16 protein-coding genes and 1 riboswitch are annotated in these 18,838 nt (G+C 52.2%); of the genes, 13 read left to right on the forward strand and 3 right to left on the reverse strand.

All coding sequences use genetic code 11. The features are described from left to right. Window positions 1-33 precede the first annotated feature (33 nt). The 11 genes from mdtD to PMPD1_RS14560 all read left to right on the forward strand — a co-directional run bounded on the left by mdtD (window position 34) and on the right by PMPD1_RS14560 (window position 13,669). A complete protein-coding gene (gene mdtD, locus PMPD1_RS14510) occupies window positions 34-1,446 on the forward strand; it encodes a multidrug transporter subunit MdtD (RefSeq protein ID WP_173634720.1) in 1,413 nt (470 codons plus the stop codon). Then, a complete protein-coding gene (baeS, locus tag PMPD1_RS14515; protein ID WP_173634721.1) occupies window positions 1,443-2,825 on the forward strand; it encodes an envelope stress sensor histidine kinase BaeS in 1,383 nt (460 codons plus the stop codon). The genes mdtD and baeS overlap by 4 nt, the downstream gene beginning before the upstream one ends. Window positions 2,826-2,836: 11 nt before the next feature. Continuing rightward, a complete protein-coding gene (baeR, locus tag PMPD1_RS14520) occupies window positions 2,837-3,544 on the forward strand; it encodes an envelope stress response regulator BaeR (RefSeq protein WP_173634722.1) in 708 nt (235 codons plus the stop codon). A gap of 118 nt (window positions 3,545-3,662) precedes the next feature. Continuing rightward, a complete protein-coding gene (gene trhP / locus PMPD1_RS14525) occupies window positions 3,663-5,027 on the forward strand; it encodes a prephenate-dependent tRNA uridine(34) hydroxylase TrhP (protein ID WP_173634723.1) in 1,365 nt (454 codons plus the stop codon). Window positions 5,028-5,246: 219 nt separating this feature from the next. Further along, window positions 5,247-6,146: a lipid kinase YegS gene (gene yegS, locus PMPD1_RS14530; protein ID WP_173634724.1), complete on the forward strand. Its 900-nt coding sequence runs from the start codon at window positions 5,247-5,249 to the stop codon at window positions 6,144-6,146. Between the two features lie 145 nt (window positions 6,147-6,291). Continuing rightward, window positions 6,292-7,632, forward strand: coding sequence for an MFS transporter (locus PMPD1_RS14535; RefSeq protein WP_173634725.1), 1,341 nt, complete (start codon window positions 6,292-6,294; stop codon window positions 7,630-7,632). A 116-nt stretch (window positions 7,633-7,748) separates the two neighbouring features. Next, a complete protein-coding gene (gene manD, locus PMPD1_RS14540; RefSeq protein WP_173634726.1) occupies window positions 7,749-8,963 on the forward strand; it encodes a D-mannonate dehydratase ManD in 1,215 nt (404 codons plus the stop codon). 9 nt (window positions 8,964-8,972) lie between these two features. Further along, window positions 8,973-9,983, forward strand: a complete 1,011-nt coding sequence (locus PMPD1_RS14545) for a Zn-dependent oxidoreductase (protein ID WP_173634727.1) — start codon at window positions 8,973-8,975, stop codon at window positions 9,981-9,983. Between the two features lie 78 nt (window positions 9,984-10,061). Then, complete coding sequence (locus PMPD1_RS14550; RefSeq protein ID WP_173634728.1) at window positions 10,062-11,345, forward strand: MFS transporter; 1,284 nt, start codon at window positions 10,062-10,064, stop codon at window positions 11,343-11,345. A gap of 47 nt (window positions 11,346-11,392) precedes the next feature. Continuing rightward, window positions 11,393-12,856 (forward strand): mannitol dehydrogenase family protein, encoded by a 1,464-nt coding sequence (locus PMPD1_RS14555; protein ID WP_173634729.1) that lies wholly within the window; start codon window positions 11,393-11,395, stop codon window positions 12,854-12,856. A 126-nt stretch (window positions 12,857-12,982) separates the two neighbouring features. After that, complete coding sequence (locus tag PMPD1_RS14560; protein WP_173634730.1) at window positions 12,983-13,669, forward strand: GntR family transcriptional regulator; 687 nt, start codon at window positions 12,983-12,985, stop codon at window positions 13,667-13,669. 74 nt (window positions 13,670-13,743) lie between these two features. Here PMPD1_RS14560 and fbaB read toward each other — a convergent pair whose 3' ends face one another. The 3 genes from fbaB to thiM all read right to left on the reverse strand — a co-directional run bounded on the left by fbaB (window position 13,744) and on the right by thiM (window position 16,537). After that, a complete protein-coding gene (gene fbaB, locus PMPD1_RS14565; protein WP_173634731.1) occupies window positions 13,744-14,796 on the reverse strand; it encodes a class I fructose-bisphosphate aldolase in 1,053 nt (350 codons plus the stop codon). Window positions 14,797-14,948: 152 nt separating this feature from the next. Further along, window positions 14,949-15,749, reverse strand: coding sequence for a bifunctional hydroxymethylpyrimidine kinase/phosphomethylpyrimidine kinase (gene thiD, locus PMPD1_RS14570; RefSeq protein ID WP_173634732.1), 801 nt, complete (start codon window positions 15,747-15,749; stop codon window positions 14,949-14,951). Continuing rightward, window positions 15,746-16,537 (reverse strand): hydroxyethylthiazole kinase, encoded by a 792-nt coding sequence (gene thiM, locus PMPD1_RS14575; RefSeq protein WP_173634733.1) that lies wholly within the window; start codon window positions 16,535-16,537, stop codon window positions 15,746-15,748. Before thiM ends, thiD begins: the two co-directional genes overlap by 4 nt. Window positions 16,538-16,569: 32 nt before the next feature. Beyond that, a riboswitch (TPP riboswitch) is annotated at window positions 16,570-16,667 on the reverse strand. 543 nt (window positions 16,668-17,210) lie between these two features. On the opposite strand from thiM, the gene PMPD1_RS14580 reads away from it, so the two are divergent. After that, the gene (locus PMPD1_RS14580) at window positions 17,211-17,600 is read left to right on the forward strand and encodes a DUF943 family protein (protein WP_173634734.1); all 390 of its coding nucleotides are present in this window, start codon (window positions 17,211-17,213) and stop codon (window positions 17,598-17,600) included. Between the two features lie 468 nt (window positions 17,601-18,068). Continuing rightward, window positions 18,069-18,701 carry a hypothetical protein gene (locus PMPD1_RS14585; protein ID WP_173634735.1) on the forward strand — a complete coding sequence of 211 codons (633 nt, stop codon included), beginning with the start codon at window positions 18,069-18,071 and terminating at the stop codon, window positions 18,699-18,701. Window positions 18,702-18,838 lie beyond the last annotated feature (137 nt).

The raw sequence follows: 18,838 nt of genomic DNA on the forward strand, positions 1-18,838 counted from the left end.
AGAGGCGCTAAGTATCAGAGGATATTTTTGCTCATGAATACCCAACCCGCGACAATACGCTGGCAGTTGTGGATTGTTGCTTTTGGCTTCTTTATGCAAACGCTGGACACCACCATCGTCAATACCGCCCTGCCCTCTATGGCGCACGATCTTGGCGTCAGCCCCTTGCACATGCATTCGGTGATTGTCTCCTATGTATTGACCGTCGCCGTCACGCTGCCGGTAAGCGGTTGGTTGGCGGACCGTTTTGGCGTGCGCAATATTTTCTTCTCGGCGATTGTGCTGTTTAGCGTGGGGTCGCTGTTGTGCGCCATGGCCGGTAGCCTTGACCAATTGGTGATGGCGCGCGTGGTACAAGGCGTTGGCGGAGCGATGATGGTACCGGTGGGGAGACTTACGGTAATGAAAATTGTGCCGCGTGAGCAGTATATGGCGGCGATGACTTTCGTCACCCTGCCAGGCCAGGTTGGGCCGCTGATGGGACCGGCGCTCGGCGGTGTGCTGGTGCAATATGCAAGCTGGCACTGGATCTTTTTAATCAACTTACCGGTTGGATTAATTGGCGCAATTGCCACCATCACGCTGATGCCGAACTATTCGCTACAAACCCGCCGCTTTGATTTTCTCGGCTTTCTCCTGCTGGCGGTTGGTATGGCGACCTTAACCATGGCGCTGGATGGGCAGCGCGGTCTGGGTATTTCGCCATTGCTGCTCAGCATCTTGATCCTTGCCGGGGTCTTTTCATTGTTGTTTTACCTGCTGCACGCACGCGGCAACGACAATGCCTTATTTAGCCTGAAGCTGTTTGATAATCGCGTCTATTCGATTGGTTTACTGGGCAGCCTGACCGGACGTATTGGTAGCGGGATGCTGCCGTTTATGACGCCAATCTTCTTGCAAATCGGGCTGGGCTATAGCCCGTTTCACGCCGGTTTAATGATGATCCCGATGGTGTTGGGCAACATGGGCATGAAACGCATTGTGGTACAGATAGTCAACCGCTTCGGCTACCGCAACGTCTTGGTTGGCGGCACTCTGGCGCTCACGCTGGTGGTACTGTTATTTCCGCTGGTGGCGCTACTCGGCTGGACGTGGGCGCTACCGGTGGTGCTGTTTTTGCAGGGTATGGTCAACGCGATTCGCTTTTCCTCAATGAATACGCTGACCCTGAAAGAACTGCCGGATGAGTTAGCCTCCAGCGGTAATAGTCTGCTTTCAATGATTATGCAGTTGGCGATGAGTATTGGCGTCACCATTGCCGGTTTACTGCTGGGCGCGTTCGGTCATCCGGCGGCGGCGGATAGTAGCGTGGCGCATCACACCTTTATTTATACCTACCTGTGCATGGCAGTGGTGATTTTGCTCCCCGCGCTGGTGTTCTGGCGCGTGCCGACCGATATCAGTAAAAACGCAGCGTTTAACCGCAGGAGAAAATCATCATCATGAAGAGGATGCGAACCGGCATCAGCGCGAAACTGTTTTGTGCAATTTTCTCCACCTGCATGCTGGTGTTAATCACCATGCATTGGGGCGTGCGGCTCAGCTTTGAACATGGTTTTATCGATTACATTAAACGCGGTAATGAACAGCGTTTAATGATGCTTAGCGAAGCATTAGCCGATCAGTATCAGCAGCACGGTAACTGGGCGTTCTTACGCAACAATAATAAGTTGGTGTTTAATATTTTACGTTCGCTGGAGCAGAACCCGGACGCGAATAATCAGTTACCACCGCACGGCTGGCGTACACAATTCTGGATTATCGACCAGCAATACCACGTGCTGGTTGGCCCGCGCGCGCCGGTTCCGCCGGAAGGCTCAAGGCGTGATATCACTACAGATAACGGGCATGTGGTCGGTTGGGTCATCGGCTCACCATCGGAACGTTTAACCCGCAGTGCCGATATTAATTTCGATCAACAACAAAAACGGACCAGTTGGCTGATTGTCGGTCTCTCAACCTTGCTGGCGGCGGCGGTAACCTGGCTAATGTCGCGCGGCCTACTGGCACCGGTAAAACGGCTGGTCGACGGGACTCATCGTCTGGCGGCGGGCGATTTTGCCACGCGCGTTGAGGTGGGCAGCCGCGATGAGTTAGGCCGCCTGGGGCAAGACTTTAATCGCCTTGCCAGTTCGCTGGAAAAAAATGAAAGTATGCGCCGCGCTTTTATGGCTGACATCTCACACGAGCTACGGACGCCGTTAGCGATTTTGCGCGGCGAACTGGAAGCGATGCAAGATGGCGTGCGGAAATTGACCCCAGCGGCAATCGGCTCACTGCAGGCCGAAGTGGTCACCTTAACCAAGCTGGTGGATGATCTACACCAGCTTTCACTCTCTGACGAAGGCGCGCTGGCTTATCGTAAAGGCAATACCGATTTGGTCGCCCTGCTGGAGGTGGCCGCCGCCAGCTTTTATGAACGTTTTAATAGCCATCAGCTTTCGCTAACGCTCAACTTACCGGAATCGGCGGCATTTTTCGGCGATCCTGACCGCTTGATTCAGTTATTTACCAATTTAATGGAGAACAGCTTGCGTTATACCGACGCGGGCGGCGGGCTGCAAATCAGCCTGGTCGCCACACCGGATAAGCTTCTGCTCAATTTTGACGATTCGGCGCCAGGGGTCGATGACCGGCAACGTGAACAAATTTTCGAACGTTTTTACCGCACGGAGGGCTCGCGCAATCGCGCCAGCGGCGGCTCGGGGCTTGGGTTAGCCATCTGTCAAAATATTGTCGACGCACACGGCGGCAAAATCAGCGCGCAACACTCTGATTTAGGTGGGCTGCAAATAAGCGTAGTATTACCGAATGACAAACATTAGATAACCAAGCTATGAGCCAAGATTATTACGAACCCCTGATTCTGGTAGTGGAAGATGAGCCTAAACTCGCCCAGTTGGTGATTGATTATCTGCAGGCTTCCAACTACCGCACTCACCATATCGCACGCGGTGACGATGTGTTGGCATTTGTTCAGCAAACGCCGCCTGACCTGATTTTGCTGGATTTAATGCTGCCCGGCGTTGATGGCCTAACATTGTGTCGTGAAATACGGCGTTTCTCGGAACTGCCGATTGTTATCGTCACGGCGAAAATTGAGGAGATCGACCGCCTGCTGGGGCTGGAAATTGGCGCCGATGACTATATCTGCAAGCCGTTTAGCCCGCGTGAAGTGGTGGCGCGCGTTAAAACCATTCTCCGGCGCTGTAAACGCACGCCGGAAGAGGTTCAAAAAGCCTCGTTACTGGTAATGGATGAAAGCCGCTTTCAGGCTAACTGGTGCGAGAAACCGCTTGATTTAACGCCGGCGGAATTCCGTTTGCTAAAAACGCTCTCACAGGAGCCGGGTAAGGTATTTTCTCGTGAACAGTTGCTCAATCATCTGTATGACGATTACCGCGTAGTGACCGACCGTACCATCGATAGCCACATTAAAAACCTGCGTCGTAAGCTGGAAGCGCTCGACAGCGAACAGCCGTTTATACGCGCGGTATACGGTATGGGCTACCGCTGGGAGGCGGATGTCTGTCGTTTGATCTAGCGCAATTTACATTACGCGTCAGTCTGCTTAGAATCCCTCACCTTTTACAAGGCAATTGAACGGTGGCCGCTGGCCGCCGTAACAGCAATATCTGACCTGATATCAGACTGAGAATACCATGTTTAAACCGGAACTCCTTTCTCCGGCCGGCACGCTGAAAAATATGCGTTACGCATTCGCCTATGGCGCTGATGCGGTCTATGCCGGTCAACCTCGCTACAGCCTGCGCGTGCGCAATAATGAGTTTAACCACGAAAATCTCGCTAAAGGGATTAACGAAGCCCATCAGTTGGGCAAAAAGTTTTACGTGGTCGTCAACATTGCGCCGCATAATGCCAAACTGAAAACCTTTATTCGCGACTTACAACCGGTTATCGAGATGGGGCCGGATGCGCTGATTATGTCCGATCCGGGGCTAATTATGCTGGTGCGTGAGGCTTTCCCGACGATGCCGATTCATCTCTCAGTGCAGGCCAACGCGGTTAACTGGGCGACGGTGAAATTTTGGCAGCAAATGGGGCTGACGCGCGTGATTTTGTCGCGCGAGTTGTCGCTGGAAGAAATTGAAGAGATCCGCCAACAAGTTCCGGAGATGGAGATAGAAATCTTCGTCCACGGCGCGCTATGTATGGCCTACTCCGGGCGTTGCCTGCTCTCTGGCTATATCAATAAACGCGATCCGAATCAGGGAACTTGCACCAATGCCTGCCGCTGGGAATACAAGGTGCAGGAAGGTAAACAAGATGATATTGGGAATATTGTGCATCAACATCAACCGATTCCGGTGCACAATGTGGAACCTACTCTGGGTGAAGGTCAGCCGACCGATAAAGTGTTTATGATCGAAGAAGCCATGCGTCCCGGCGAATATATGACGGCGTTTGAAGATCAACACGGCACCTACATCATGAACTCGAAAGATTTGCGCGCCGTCGCGCATGTTGAGCGCCTGACGCAGATGGGCGTGCATTCGTTAAAAATCGAAGGCCGCACCAAATCATTCTATTATTGTGCGCGGACCGCTCAGGTCTATCGGCGGGCAATTGATGATGCCGCCGCCGGAAAACCGTTCGATCCTACTCTGCTGGAGACGCTGGAAGGCTTGGCGCACCGTGGCTATACCGAGGGGTTTTTACGCCGCCATACGCATGAGAGCTATCAAAACTATCAGCACGGTTACTCGGTTTCAGACCGCCAGCAATTTGTCGGAGAATTTACCGGCGAGCGGCGCGGTCATCTGGCGCAGGTTGACGTGAAGAATAAATTTTCACTGGGCGATAGTCTGGAACTGATGACACCCGCAGGTAACGTGACCTTTAGCCTGAACGAGTTGGAAAACCAGAAAGCGCAGGCGGTCGAGGTGGCGCCGGGTAACGGCCATTTGGTTTGGCTACCGGTTCCTGCCGATGTTGATTTACGCTACGCCTTGCTGATGCGTAATCTGCCCGGTACCACCACGCGCCAGCCACATGAACTCGCCTAATCTGGTGGTTATTAGAATTCGATCACAGTCAACGCATCATTTTCCGGCTACCATCGCGCTTGCTTAAAATGAGCAATAAAAAATAGCAGGTTATATCTAAGAACCACCTCATTCACCCGCCCGGCTCCCCCGAGCGGGTTTTTCTTTTTTCTCCCGCTAAGCGCTAACCTCGACTATCCTCCTATCGTTAAGATCATCCGCTCACCAAAGAGAAAAACTATGGAACAACAATCACTCACAATGGTGATTCTGAATGGTAAAGGCGCCGGTAATGATGTGCTGCGCGCGGCAATAGGCACCTTGCGGCAGGAAGGTTTTCCGATCGAGGTGCGTGTAACATGGGAACATGGCGACGGCGAACGTTATCTCAATGAAGCGATTGAGCGCGGCGCAGCTACCGTGGTGGCGGGCGGCGGCGACGGAACAATTAATGAAATCGCCAGCGCACTGGCGAAGCGCCCCCCTTCCCACCGTCCGGTACTGGGGGTTTTACCGTTGGGTACCGCCAACGATTTCGCCACCAGCGCCGGGATCCCTGAAGAAATGGAGCCAGCCCTTCGCCTGGCGATTGTTGGTAAAGCGGTAGATATTGATTTAGCGCGCGTCAATCACGATCACTATTTCATCAATATGGCGACCGGCGGCTTTGGCACCCGGATTACCACCGAAACACCGGAAAAACTCAAATCGGCGCTTGGCGGCGTCTCCTACATTATTCATGGCCTGATGCGGATGGACACCTTGAAAGCCGATCGCTGTGAAATTAACGGACCAGATTTTGCCTGGCAAGGCGATGCGCTGGTAATCGGCATTGGTAATGGCCGTCAGGCCGGCGGCGGACAGCGGTTATGTCCATCCGCGTTAATTAACGACGGTAAGCTTGAGCTCAGCATCGTCACGTCGCAGGAGCTGTTGCCAACGCTGCTACACTCCATCACCCGCGATGACGAAAACCCGAATATTGAAGCGGCCTCGCTGCCGTGGTTAACCATCCATGCGCCGCACCCAATGACCTTTAATTTGGATGGCGAACCGCTGAGCGGTACGGATTTCCGTATTGAGGTGATCCCCAACGCGCTCTCCTGCCGCCTGCCTCCTTCCTGCGCATTATTGGCCTAACCCCGACGAGGCGTTTCTACGCCTCGGCTTAATGCGTACAGAATTTCAACAACGTGATCCTGCTCGCGGCTTTTTTATCGCCAACTAGTATGGTAGTCAGCATAAAAATATCACCGTCATCTTTAATAACGATAAAGGCACGTTTATGACACAGACTGATTCCACGCTTGATTTAGGCCAGGCAGAGAAAAAATCGCTGATCCGCCGCGTTGCCACCGCATCGGCTATTGGTACCGCCGCTGAATATTACGACTTTTTCGCCTATGGTACGGCGGCAGTGTTGTTTTTCGGTCACCTGTTCTTTCCCTCCAGCGATCCACTGATTGGTACGCTCGCCGCCTTCGCCACTTATGCGGTCGGCTTTCTCGCCCGCCCGCTGGGCGGCATTGTCTTCGGCCATATTGGCGACAAGGTCGGACGAAAAAAGGCCTTGGTTATCACCATTCTGATCGTTGGGTTGGGAACCGTTTGTATTGGGCTGCTGCCCACGTATGACAAAATTGGCGTGTGGGCGCCAGTGCTACTGATTGCGATCCGCGTATTGCAAGGCTTTGGTGTTGGCGGTGAACAGGCTGGCGCGGTGTTGATGACCGCCGAATATGCAGAACCGCCGCGGCGCGGTTATTTTGCCAGTTGGGTACAGATTGGCGCGCCGGCCGGTTTCCTGCTGCCGCTGGCGCTCTTCACGCTGCTTAATGCGGTACTGACCCCCGACAGTATGATGGCATGGGGTTGGCGCGTACCGTTCTTGCTCAGCGCGGTGCTGGTTATCGTCGGCCTGTTTATTCGCCTGCGTATTGACGAGTCACCTGTGTTTGCGCAAATTCGCGCCACCAAAGCTGCCGAATCACGCCCATTACGCGAAGTGGTGCGTGATTATCCGGGCATTATCTTCTACGGCGTGCTGGCGAAACTGATTGAGGCCTGCGCTTTTGCCATGTTTACCGTGATCATTCTCGCCTGGGGAAAAGCCAATAATCTGGATTCCACACTGCTGATGGAGACCATGATTATCGCGGTTGTGCTGGAAATTATCGCCATTCCGCTAATGGGCCAACTCTCCGATCGTATTGGCCGTAAGCCGGTATATATGCTCGGCGCACTGCTGCTCACCCTCAGCATCGTCCCCTACTTTATCGCGCTTGGTCAAAACAGTTTTTGGTTAACGCAAATTGCAATGATCGTTGCGCTCACTCTCGGCCACAGTATGTGTTATGCGCCGCAGGCTTCCTGGTTTCCGGAACTGTTTCCAACCCATATTCGTTGTAGCGGTATTGCGCTGATCTGGCAGATTGGCTCACTGATCGGTAGCGGCGTATTGGGGCTGGTCGCGGTAAAAATTTTGCAACTGACCGGCGGTCACTATTATGGGTTGGCCATTTATGTGGTGGTACTGGGCGTGCTGTCGATAATCGGCCTCGCCAAGCTGCCGGAAACCGCGCCGTTAAAACGCGGCGCCGAGTATTGCGACTGGCACCAGCGTTAATCAAATTGGCGCGATTGCACTGTGATCGCACCGATAAAATTTGCATTCTCAACTTGTATGGTAGTAAACAAAAGATTATTTTTTCATCATTACAGCAGTCATAAAAGGCAATGGATATGAAAATCGTTAACGCTGAAGTCTTTGTCACCTGCCCCGGCAGGAACTTTGTTACCGTTAAAATTACCACCGACGAGGGGCTAACCGGCATCGGCGACGCGACCTTAAATGGGCGCGAGTTGCCGGTTGCGTCCTACCTGAAAGACCACCTTTGTCCGCAATTAATTGGTCGCGATGCGCACCAAATTGAGGACATTTGGCAGTTTTTCTATAAAGGCGCCTACTGGCGGCGTGGGCCGGTGACCATGTCGGCGATATCCGCCATTGATATGGCACTGTGGGATATTAAAGGGAAAGCCGCCAATATGCCGGTTTATCAACTATTGGGCGGCGCGTCGCGCACTGGCGTAATGGTGTATTGCCATACCACCGGGCACACCATTGATGAAGTGATGGATGATTACGCGAAACATAAAGAGATGGGGTTTAAAGCGATTCGCGCGCAGTGCGGCATTCCCGGTATGAAAACCACCTACGGCATGGCGAAAGGCAAAGGCATGGCCTATGAGCCCGCCACCAAAGGGAGCTGGCCGGAAGAGCAACTCTGGTCCACGGAAAAATACCTCGACTTCACGCCAAAACTGTTTGCCGCCATTCGCGATAAATTCGGTTTTGATCAACATTTACTGCATGACATGCACCACCGTCTGACGCCGATTGAAGCCGCCCGTTTCGGCAAAAGTATCGAAGATTATCGGCTGTTCTGGATGGAAGATCCCACCCCGGCAGAAAACCAGGAAAGCTTCCGCCTGATTCGTCAGCATACCGTAACGCCTATTGCCGTCGGCGAAGTATTTAACAGCATCTGGGATTGTAAGCAACTGATCGAAGAACAGCTTATTGACTATATCCGCACCACTATCACCCACGCGGGCGGGATTACCGGTATGCGCCGTATTGCGGACTTCGCTTCGCTCTATCAGGTGCGCACCGGCTCACACGGCCCCTCTGACCTCTCTCCGATTTGTATGGCCGCCGCGCTGCATTTCGATCTTTGGGTGCCTAACTTTGGCGTACAGGAATACATGGGGTATTCCGAGCAAATGCTGGAAGTGTTCCAACATAACTGGACCTTTGACAACGGCTATATGCATCCAGGCGACAAGCCTGGGCTGGGCATTGAGTTTGATGAAAAGCGCGCGGCGAAATATCCCTATGAAGCCGCCTATCTGCCGGTAGCCCGTCTGGAAGACGGCACGCTATGGAACTGGTAAGGAGCAAAGATGAAAAGCGTTGTGATTGAACGTCCTGAGGTGTTGCGCGTGCAGGAACGCGAACGCCCGCAACCGACAGCGGGCCAGGTGAGAGTAAAAGTACGTTATGCCAGTATCTGCGGTTCTGACGTGCATATTTGGCACGGTCATAATCCATTTGCTCGCTATCCCCGCGTGATTGGTCATGAGTTTTTTGGCGTGATTGACGCAGTTGGCGAAGGTGTTGACGCCGCACGCCTCGGCGAACGTGTCGCGGTCGACCCGGTGGTGAGCTGCGGTCATTGCTATCCCTGCTCGGTCGGGCGGCCCAATGTGTGTAGTGCGTTACAGGTGATCGGCGTCCATTTAGACGGTGGTTTTAGCGAGTACGCGCTGGCGCCGTCGGGCAATGCCTACAAGCTGCCCGAAAGTATCCCTGACCGGCTTGCCAGCCTGATTGAACCCTTCACCATTGCCGCCAATATCACCGCGTTCCTCAATCCGACCGGACAAGATATCGCGTTGGTTTACGGCGCGGGGCCAATGGGGCTCACTGCAGTGCAGGTATTGAAAGGGGTGTATGGCGTGAAACAGGTTATTGTCACCGACCGGTTACCGGAGCGGCTCGCAATGGCACAAGACAATGGTGCCGATCGGGTAATAAATAATAGCGAAATTTCACTGGCAGAGCAGTTAGCGGGAATACAACCCACGCTGATTATTGATGCCGCCTGTCATCCATCGATTTTGCCAGAAGCCATCGCGCTGGCTTCTCCTGCGGCGCGTATTGGTTTACTCGGCTTTTCCGGTGACACCTGCGCAATTACACAGCAAAGCCTGACCAGTAAAGAGCTCTCGCTGTTTACCTCACGTCTTAATAGCCGCCGTTTTCCGCAAGTCATTGAGTGGATAAACCAAGGGCACATCCAACCGGCAAAGCTGGTGACGCATACGCTGCCACTCAGCCAAATTGAGCAGGCGATGACGCTGTTTGAGAAACAACCGCGCACCTGCTGCAAAGTGATTATTGAGATGGATTAATTGTTTAGTCGCCGGTTAACCGGCGCTTACAGGGCCCCTTACCTTTACACTGACTATTATAATTATGACGGAGTTACCATGTTCAAAAACCTACGCTGGACCATTGTACTGCTGCTGTTTTTGGTTTACATGATCAACTACCTCGATCGTGTCGCCCTCTCTCTTACCGTTCCACTGATCGAGAAAGATCTGCTGCTTAATGCCGAGCAATTTGGTCTGATTTTTGGCAGCTTCTTCTTTGGTTATGCACTGTTCAACTTTATTGGCGGCCTGGCGACCGATAAATTCGGCCCGACGCTGGTAATGGGCATCGCGGTTGGCATGTGGTCGCTATTTTGCGGCATGACCGCGTTGGCGACCGGTTTCTGGTCGATGCTGATTTTACGCGTCTTGTTCGGCATGGCGGAAGGCCCAATTTGCGCCTCAGCTAACAAAGCGATTAATGGCTGGTTTCCCAAAAAACAGGCCGCTACTGCGATGGGATTACTGAGCGCCGGTTCTCCGCTCGGCGGCGCGGTTGCCGGGCCGATTATCGGCTATCTGGCGCTGGCCTTCGGCTGGCGTCCGGCCTTCGTGATTATTTGTTCGATTGGAATCATCTGGATGGTGATTTGGTTTTTCGTTGCGGCGGATAACCCAGCCAAAAGTAAGCGCGTCACCGAGCAGGAGCGCACGCTGGTTGATCAGTTAAAACAAGAATCACCAGGGAGTGAAGAAGATTTAACCCTGGCCCGACACGGACTTGGTTACTATCTACGTCAACCGATTATTCTGGTTACCGCCTTCGCCTTCTTCTGCTACAACTATATTTTGTTCTTTTTCCTCAGTTGGTTCCCGGCTTATCTGGTACAGGCGCATGGGCTGGATATCAAGTCAATGAGTATGACCACCACTATCCCATGGATTGTCGGTTTTGTTGGGTTGGCGCTCGGCGGTTGGATCTCTGACAAAATCTTCAATATTACCGGTAAGCTATTGCTTTCACGAAAAATTGTGTTGGTCGTCTCGTTACTGGCCGCTGCGGTTTGCGTTGCATTAGCCGGTACGGTACAAGGGGTTGGCTCCGCTGTTACCCTGATGTCGGTTTCGATCTTTTTCCTCTACATCACTGGCGCGATTTACTGGGCGATTATTCAGGATGTGGTGCATAAAAGCCGGGTCGGCGGAATCAGTGGCTTTATCCATTTGGTGGGCAGCATCTCCGGCATCATCGGCCCTATCGTGACTGGTTTTATCGTGCAGCATACCGGCAAGTTTGATAGCGCATTTGTACTGGCTGGCGTGGTTGCCGCACTCGGCGCCTTCCTGGTGTTGTTTGTAATTAAAAACCCGAAACCGAATAACACTCCGGTTTCCGTGTGAATTTCCAGGGCGCGCATGCCGCGCCCGCTGTCTTACAAGGATTGGCTATGTTATCCCTTGAATCATTGCCGCAAGGCACCCTTCTGCCTGACTACGACCGTAGCCGTTTACGTACCCGCATGCTGCATATTGGGTTTGGCGCCTTTCATCGCGCCCACCAGGCGGTCTGCAGCGATAAACTGGCGCGTGAGTTCGGCAGCGACTGGGGTTACTGTGAAGTGAATCTTAATAGTGGCGAGTTGATTGAGGCGCTCCGGGCGCAATCGCTGCTCTACAGCGTGACGGAGATGGCCGACGATCACCTCAGCACGCGCGTGGTTGGTGTGGTGACCGCCGCGCTGCACGGCAAGGGGGATGGTATTGAGGCGGTGATTAACGCTATGTGCCAGCCCGACATTGCGATCGTTTCAATGACGGTGACCGAGAAAGGTTATTGTCATCACCCTGCATCCCGCCAACTCAACCTTGACCATCCGGCGGTTCAGCACGATCTGGCGCACCCCGAGCAGCCGGTTTCGCTCCCCGGCGTAATTCTGGCCGCTATCAGGCGTCGTCGCGCGCAAAAGCTGCCGCCCTTTAGCGTGATGTCCTGCGATAACATGCCGGAAAATGGCCAGGTAACTCGCAATGTCATTATGCAACTGGCGCAGCAGCAAGATAGCGAACTGGCAGCCTATATTGGTCAACATCTCACTTTTCCTTCAACGATGGTGGACCGTATCGTACCGGCAATGACCGATGATGCATTGCAGATGTTAAGCACTAAACTGGGTTCCTACGATCCGGTGGCCGTGGAGTGTGAGCCGTTTTTCCAATGGGTCATTGAAGATAATTTCGTTAATGGGCGTCCGGCCTGGGAACAGGCTGGCGCCGAGCTGGTTAGCGATGTGTTACCGTTTGAAGAGATGAAACTGCGTATGCTTAACGGCAGCCACTCGTTTCTTGCCTACTTGGGTTACCTGGCGGGGTATCAGCATATTAGCGACTGCATGGCGGATGATAACTTTCTGATTGCCGCTCGCCAATTAATGCTGGCGGAACAGGCACCGACGCTACGCACTTCCGGTATCGATCTGGTGGCTTACGCCAATTCGCTAATTGCCCGCTATCAGAACCGGGCGATTAAACATCGCACCGGCCAAATTGCCACCGATGGTACACAAAAACTGCCTCAGCGTTGGCTCGACAGTATTCGCTGGCACCTGAAACAAGGCAGCCGGTTTGACCTGCTGGCACTCGGTGTGGCGGGCTGGATACGTTATGTCGGCGGCGTCGATGAACAAGGCAACGTTATTGAGATTAGAGACCCGCTTAAAGATCAGTTAGCGGAACGTGTGTCAGGCAGCGCTGACGGCGAGGCACGTCTTGATGCGCTGTTAAGCCTGGAAGCGGTATTTGGTCAGGATTTGGCGAAGGATGCGCGCTTCCGTGAGCGTGTGGCCTGTTTTTACCAGCAGTTACGTGAGCTTGGCGCACAAGAGACGGTAAAACGTCTGGTTGCCACCTACTGATTGCGTAGACGCGTACCCTAACGACGGTTTGCAGTATGACAGGCATAAAAGGGCTAGCGCTGGCGCAACAGGCTGTTTAGACTGAGTGTTTTATCGGGTGTATGCCCTCTGCTTTCAGGTCGCCGCATGTCAATCGCCTATACCATTACCGCCAGCGAACCGGTTAATCAGCAGATTTACCGGTTTTTACGCCAGGACATTGTCACTTGTGCGATCCATCCTGGCACGCTGTTATCGGAAAAAGAGGTTTCCGCCCGGTTCCAGGTGTCCCGTCAGCCGGTCCGCGAAGCGTTTATTAAACTGGCTGAGGCCGGGCTGGTTCAGATTCTGCCGCAACGCGGCACCTTCGTGCGGAAAATTTCCGCGCAGCGGGTGGCGGATGGCCGTTTTATCCGTGAAGCGGTAGAGGTCGCAGTGGTGCGGCGCGCGGCGGTCGAAGCGCCGCCGCAAGCGTTGATGGAACTTGAACATAATCTGCAATTGCAAAAACTGGCCGCGCAGCGCCACGATAGCCACGCCTTTTTATTACTGGATGACGAGTTTCACCGCTTAATTGCGCAAAGTATTCAGTGCGAGCTGGCATGGGAAACGGTGGAGAATATTAAAGCCACTATGGACCGGGTCCGTTTTCTCACCCTGAGTGAAGTTTCCCCGCCGGAAAGTTTGATTGAGCAGCATTATCAAATTTATCACGCCATTGTGGAAAAAAATGCCGACGCCGCCGAAGCTGCATTACGTCGCCATTTGCAAGAGATGATTTTCTCGATTACGCCGATAGCCGAGCAAAATAGCGACTGGTTTGAAACGTTTTAATCAGCGCTAAATCATCTGCATCGGTGACCAGATAAAGCCGGAAGTGAGTTATGCTGCCCTTCCGGCCTCTCTCATTAGGCGATAGTGACTTCTTTCGACAGATAGACATCCTGCACCGAGTTAATCAGCGCTACGCCCTCTTTCATCGACTTTTTAAATGCCTTACGCCCCAGGATTAGCCCCATGCCGCCTGCACGTTTATTAATTACCGCAGTCCGTACCGATTCGGCAGTATCGGTCTCCCCGGCCGAAGCCCCACCTGAGTTAATTAACCCGGCACGCCCCATATAACAGTTAGCCAGTTGATAACGAACCAGATCAATCGGATTATCGCTGGTCAGCTTGCTATAGACGCGCTCATCGGTATAACCGAATTTAACCGCGTTATACCCACCATTATTCTCAGCCATTTTCTGCTTAACAATATCGGCGCCAATGGTCGCCGCCAGATGATTCGCCTGCCCGCTTAAATCGGCGCTCACGTGGTAATCGGTACCGTCTTTCTTGAAATCATTGTTACGTAAATACGCCCACAACACCGTTACCATGCCTAGCTCATGCGCGCGTTCGAACGCCACGGAAATTTCTTCAATCTGGCGACGTGATTGCTCAGAACCAAAATAGATCGTCGCACCAACCGCCACCGCGCCGAGGTTAAACGCCTGTTCAACGCTGGCATACAAGGTTTGATCATACTGGGTCGGATAGCACAGAGTTTCGTTGTGATTCAGTTTGACCATAAACGGAATTTTATGCGCATAACGCCGTGAAACCGAGGCCAGTACGCCGTAAGTTGAAGCAACACAATTACAGCCCGCCTCAATCGCTAATTCGACGATATTTTTCGGATCAAAGTAGAGTGGATTCGCGGCAAAAGAGGCGCCCGCCGAGTGCTCCACACCCTGATCGACCGGCAATATGGATAAATAGCCGGTTCCTGCCAGACGGCCGGTGTTATACAAGGTTTGCATATTCCGCAGTACGGTGGGAGAGCGGTTATTATCGATCATCACCCGGTCGACATAATCCTTGCCCGGCAGATAAAGGCTTTCTGCCGGAATAGTCATGCAGCGATGTTGCAAAAGGGTGTCAGCTTCTTTGCCCAATAACTGTACGATGTCCGTCATGGTAACTCCTGTAGTAATTGAATAACCTGGCAGGTCCGTTAGTCGACGATGCCAATCCACAACAGCCTGGACCCGAAAGGACACGTAACGCAAATTGCTGACTCCATTTTTCAGAACGCTTCGCAGAAAAAAGTCGGCTTGCGGGCGCCGTTTTACCACCAGCGCCAGAAATGATGCACCGGGCCAATCCCCTGCCCGACTTCGAGTGAGTCCGCCTGTTGTAAAGCGCCCTGTAGCCACGCTTTTGCCGCCTCCACCGTACTGGCCCAACTGTCGTGACGTGGCCGTAGCGCCGCCAACGCCGCAGAGAGTGAGCAACCGGTACCGTGCGTGTGGCGTGTATTGACGCGTGGCGCGCTAAATCGTTGCTCACCTTGCGCGCTAAACAACCAGTCAGGGCTCTCTTCCTCGCTTAAATGTCCGCCCTTCATCAACACCGCCGCACATCCCATCTCGCGCAGCGCCCGCCCCTGCGCGCGCATTTCATCTTCGTTTTTCGCCGGCGCACACGCCAGCAGCGCCGCCGCTTCCGGTAGGTTCGGCGTAATCAGCGACACCTGCGGCAACAGGCGTTGACGTAGGGTAGATACCGCCTGTGGCGAAAGTAACGGATCGCCGCTTTTTGCCAGCATCACCGTATCCAGCACCACCCACGGTAGCGCCGCTTTTGCCAGCCGTTCGGCCACCACTTCAACAATCTCACTGTTTGCCAACATACCGATTTTGGCGCTATCGATGCGCACATCATCTAACACTGAATCAAGCTGCGCGCCGACAAAATCGGCATCAATCTGGTAGACCGACTGCACGCCCTGCGTGTTTTGCGCCACCAAGGCGGTAATCACGCTGGTACCGTAGGCGCCAAGCGCCGAGAACGCTTTTAGATCAGCCTGGATACCGGCGCCGCCGCTAGGATCGGTACCGGCAATGGTTAATGCATTAATGCGTTTCATATCAGCGCCTCCGCATTCAGCATCCACAACTCATCCAGAAACCCGGCGACAAAACTGCCCGGCCCGCTGGCCTGGCGAGTGGCGCGTTCACCGGCGCAGGCCATTACGCGGCACGCACTGGCGACATGTAACAACCGGTCGCCCGGCAACGCGGCAAACCCGGCCACCACCGCCGAAAGCGCACAACCGGTCCCCACTACGCGCGTCATTAATTTTGCGCCGCCATTTACCGCCAGTAGCCGATCGCCGTCTGTCACATAGTCAGTTTCGCCGGTTACCGCGACAATAGCACCGCTACGCTGCGCCAACTGTTGCGCCGCCTGTAGCGCCGCGCCGGACTCATGCAAACTGTCCACGCCGCGCCCGCTGCCGGCCTGCTGTGCGAGGGCGATAATTTCCGATGCGTTACCACGAATGGCGGCGGGATGCAGCGTCAGTAATTGTTGGCAAAATTCACTGCGTAGTTTTAAACCGCCAACCGCTACCGGGTCGAGTGTCCATGGCTTTGCGGCCTGATTTGCCGCATCAACCGCCGCGCGCATCGCTAATGCGCGCTCACCGGTCAGGGTACCAACATTAATTAATAACGCGTCGGCCAGCGCGCTGAATTGCGCGGCTTCTTCGCTGTCAATCACCATCGCCGGGGAAGCATTGAGCGCCAACAAAACGTTGGCGGTAAAGGTCTGTACCACATCATTGGTCATGCAGTGAACCAGCGGCGCGCGCTGGCGGAAAAGGTCGAGGGATTCGGCGACAAGGTCGCCAGAGATAACGGTAGGTTGTTGCATATGGCTCCCAACCGGCGTTCAGAAATCTGATGCGGTCAGGCATCTGACTTCCCTCCGCTGGCATTATCCAGTTCAGGTAATACGGGTCTATCTCAGCCTCTTATGGTAAAAGGCACCCCGAGTCATTTTTCACGCTAAATTTTAGCTGAGCGATAACGCTTAGCTATGCAGAATAAGCGCCAGCCTGCGAGAAGTAAACCGGGTACGGCGCACTCACCAAGATAACAAGCAATAAATACTCTTCGGCATAGTGGAAAATTTTCATCGGCGCCCGTATGGCTCTTTTTTAAGCTAGGGAAATCAACAGCATTCTGGTAACTTCCAGCCGTTTTATCCTGAAAACTGGCACTATCTTATCGGTGATAATATCTTTCGAAGGTCAAAACCCGAGTCTATACGCTGGATTAAGATAGGAGCTCTGATTCGAAGGAATAGCAGACCCCAACTTACTAATATTGAAAGACGCGGAATCTTCCGGAGATTACTCAGCAGCCAGGCCAAAGGTTTTACGATATACTTTGCTACTGCTACTCAGCGTTATAACATATCAATTGGAATGAACATAAGTGAGGGAGCACTTTCTATGAGCAATGCTGTATTTCCAGAAACGATGTGGTTTTCGACCATTCCTGACCAATATGGAAGCTGTGATTGACATAGAGGGGAAACGGTAATGCGTAATTTCATAATTTCTGCACTGGTTTTACTGTTATGTATCCTTAGCTATCTATTTATAGGTAAGCAGACTGTTTCTGTTATTGATGCGCATTATGATGGTAGCACAGCACAGATTATTGTTAACAGATTACCTATAACTGAGTCAGGAAAGATCGATTGGTGGAGAGATCACCAACAAAAAATCTTGGAAAAATACAACATCCCGTCTGGCAATAAAAGACCATTCCTTATTACAGTCTATGCTTTTGGTGATGGCTATAAAGAGGAAGGTAAAGAGGATCGACGTTGTTTCACAGATATAAAGCCGCCTAAAAACTGCATTGATAAAAACATCCTAATGATGATTTGGCGCACACGCGATGGTAGCGTTAAATATCAATTCTAATTACATTATCTACTAATAAAAAAACCTATCCACTCTTCAATGAGTATGGGTTTTTATTTTATCATGTTTATTGCTTAATCGATTTTGACTCGCCCTGTTTAGTCTTGGGTTCTTCAAAACTAAAATAATACATTACGCTTGGTTACTCTGCTTTTAAAAGCCCCAATAATGGGGGGGTTGAGAAAATAGCACTTAGCACACTCATGTTCCAGAGCCGAAACCCCGTTATATTCGAAACTAAAACGGGTGTGCTTACAAACAGCGGCGTTTAATTATCTCAAGTATATCTCTTACATCAGGAATACCTTGTCAGATTGCTTTTATGTTTACAATATAAAGATTATCAATTTCCTCTACCACTGGCGTGAACTACTGTAGCTCCCACTTTTGAGTGCCATACAATCTAGACCAATATTTGAACGCATGTTATGCTTCGATTGTGTTCTATATGGAAATGGATGAATAATTATGGATGCGAAGGTCATTGCAGAAGGGATATGGGATAGTCTCTCATCAATCCCAACGAGTTTGTACTATGGGGTGAAACGTACCTATATCAGTACTGGCCTATTGGGTTCTGACAGAAAAACAAGAAACGACTATGAGAATGAGCGCTTTTTTCGAATGATAAAGTCCCTGGCTCGAAATGAAGAACCTTTACGCCGCCTTGTAACTATAGTTATTACTGACTTCTATAATAAACTGGATGGTAGAGGACGAGAGACGATACATAACAAAATTGGTTATGGCATTGGCAGGTTATCTGGTCGTATGGGAGGACAGATTGCAGTCGCTCAAACTATCGCCGCTCTATTAATACATAGAGCAAAGATGGCATATGCCTATAAGAACTTCTTCCGCATAGCATCGAGTTTTACTATCAACATCGCATTGTTCCAGGGAGTAATAGAAGAAGCAGCCTTAGCTTCTCGTAGAATGCAAAACCATTATCCACAGACCTATGATAAAGTTTCTCCCTACGGTCTTGATATGATCTACTTTCTTGTTGAAACCCCGCTGAAACCGTACCTTGACTTCATTAATAGCCACGCAATGATCTGCAAAAGGGTAAACGATGAGCTTTTTAAAATCGGTCAGTAAATCTTTCGGTTGGCTCTTAGCACATGCAGTTGAGGGCACAATAACCTGTATATGTGCTTTTGCATCCCTCGCGTCGTTGTTCATTGCTGAAACTACCCTGATGAAGTTGGTGGGTTTCGTCGGTTTTTTTGTGATCG

The sequence above is a fragment of the Paramixta manurensis genome (assembly GCF_013285385.1).
In the GTDB taxonomy this organism is placed as follows: domain Bacteria; phylum Pseudomonadota; class Gammaproteobacteria; order Enterobacterales; family Enterobacteriaceae; genus Paramixta; species Paramixta manurensis.

Coding starts and splice junctions, on each gene's coding strand:
- mdtD (WP_173634720.1), top strand. CDS start 34: ATGAATACCCAACCCGCGACAATACGCTGGCAGTTGTGGATTGTTGCT.
- baeS (WP_173634721.1), top strand. CDS start 1,443: ATGAAGAGGATGCGAACCGGCATCAGCGCGAAACTGTTTTGTGCAATT.
- baeR (WP_173634722.1), top strand. CDS start 2,837: ATGAGCCAAGATTATTACGAACCCCTGATTCTGGTAGTGGAAGATGAG.
- trhP (WP_173634723.1), top strand. CDS start 3,663: ATGTTTAAACCGGAACTCCTTTCTCCGGCCGGCACGCTGAAAAATATG.
- yegS (WP_173634724.1), top strand. CDS start 5,247: ATGGAACAACAATCACTCACAATGGTGATTCTGAATGGTAAAGGCGCC.
- PMPD1_RS14535 (WP_173634725.1), top strand. CDS start 6,292: ATGACACAGACTGATTCCACGCTTGATTTAGGCCAGGCAGAGAAAAAA.
- manD (WP_173634726.1), top strand. CDS start 7,749: ATGAAAATCGTTAACGCTGAAGTCTTTGTCACCTGCCCCGGCAGGAAC.
- PMPD1_RS14545 (WP_173634727.1), top strand. CDS start 8,973: ATGAAAAGCGTTGTGATTGAACGTCCTGAGGTGTTGCGCGTGCAGGAA.
- PMPD1_RS14550 (WP_173634728.1), top strand. CDS start 10,062: ATGTTCAAAAACCTACGCTGGACCATTGTACTGCTGCTGTTTTTGGTT.
- PMPD1_RS14555 (WP_173634729.1), top strand. CDS start 11,393: ATGTTATCCCTTGAATCATTGCCGCAAGGCACCCTTCTGCCTGACTAC.
- PMPD1_RS14560 (WP_173634730.1), top strand. CDS start 12,983: ATGTCAATCGCCTATACCATTACCGCCAGCGAACCGGTTAATCAGCAG.
- fbaB (WP_173634731.1), bottom strand. CDS start 14,796: ATGACGGACATCGTACAGTTATTGGGCAAAGAAGCTGACACCCTTTTG.
- thiD (WP_173634732.1), bottom strand. CDS start 15,749: ATGAAACGCATTAATGCATTAACCATTGCCGGTACCGATCCTAGCGGC.
- thiM (WP_173634733.1), bottom strand. CDS start 16,537: ATGCAACAACCTACCGTTATCTCTGGCGACCTTGTCGCCGAATCCCTC.
- PMPD1_RS14580 (WP_173634734.1), top strand. CDS start 17,211: ATGCGTAATTTCATAATTTCTGCACTGGTTTTACTGTTATGTATCCTT.
- PMPD1_RS14585 (WP_173634735.1), top strand. CDS start 18,069: ATGGATGCGAAGGTCATTGCAGAAGGGATATGGGATAGTCTCTCATCA.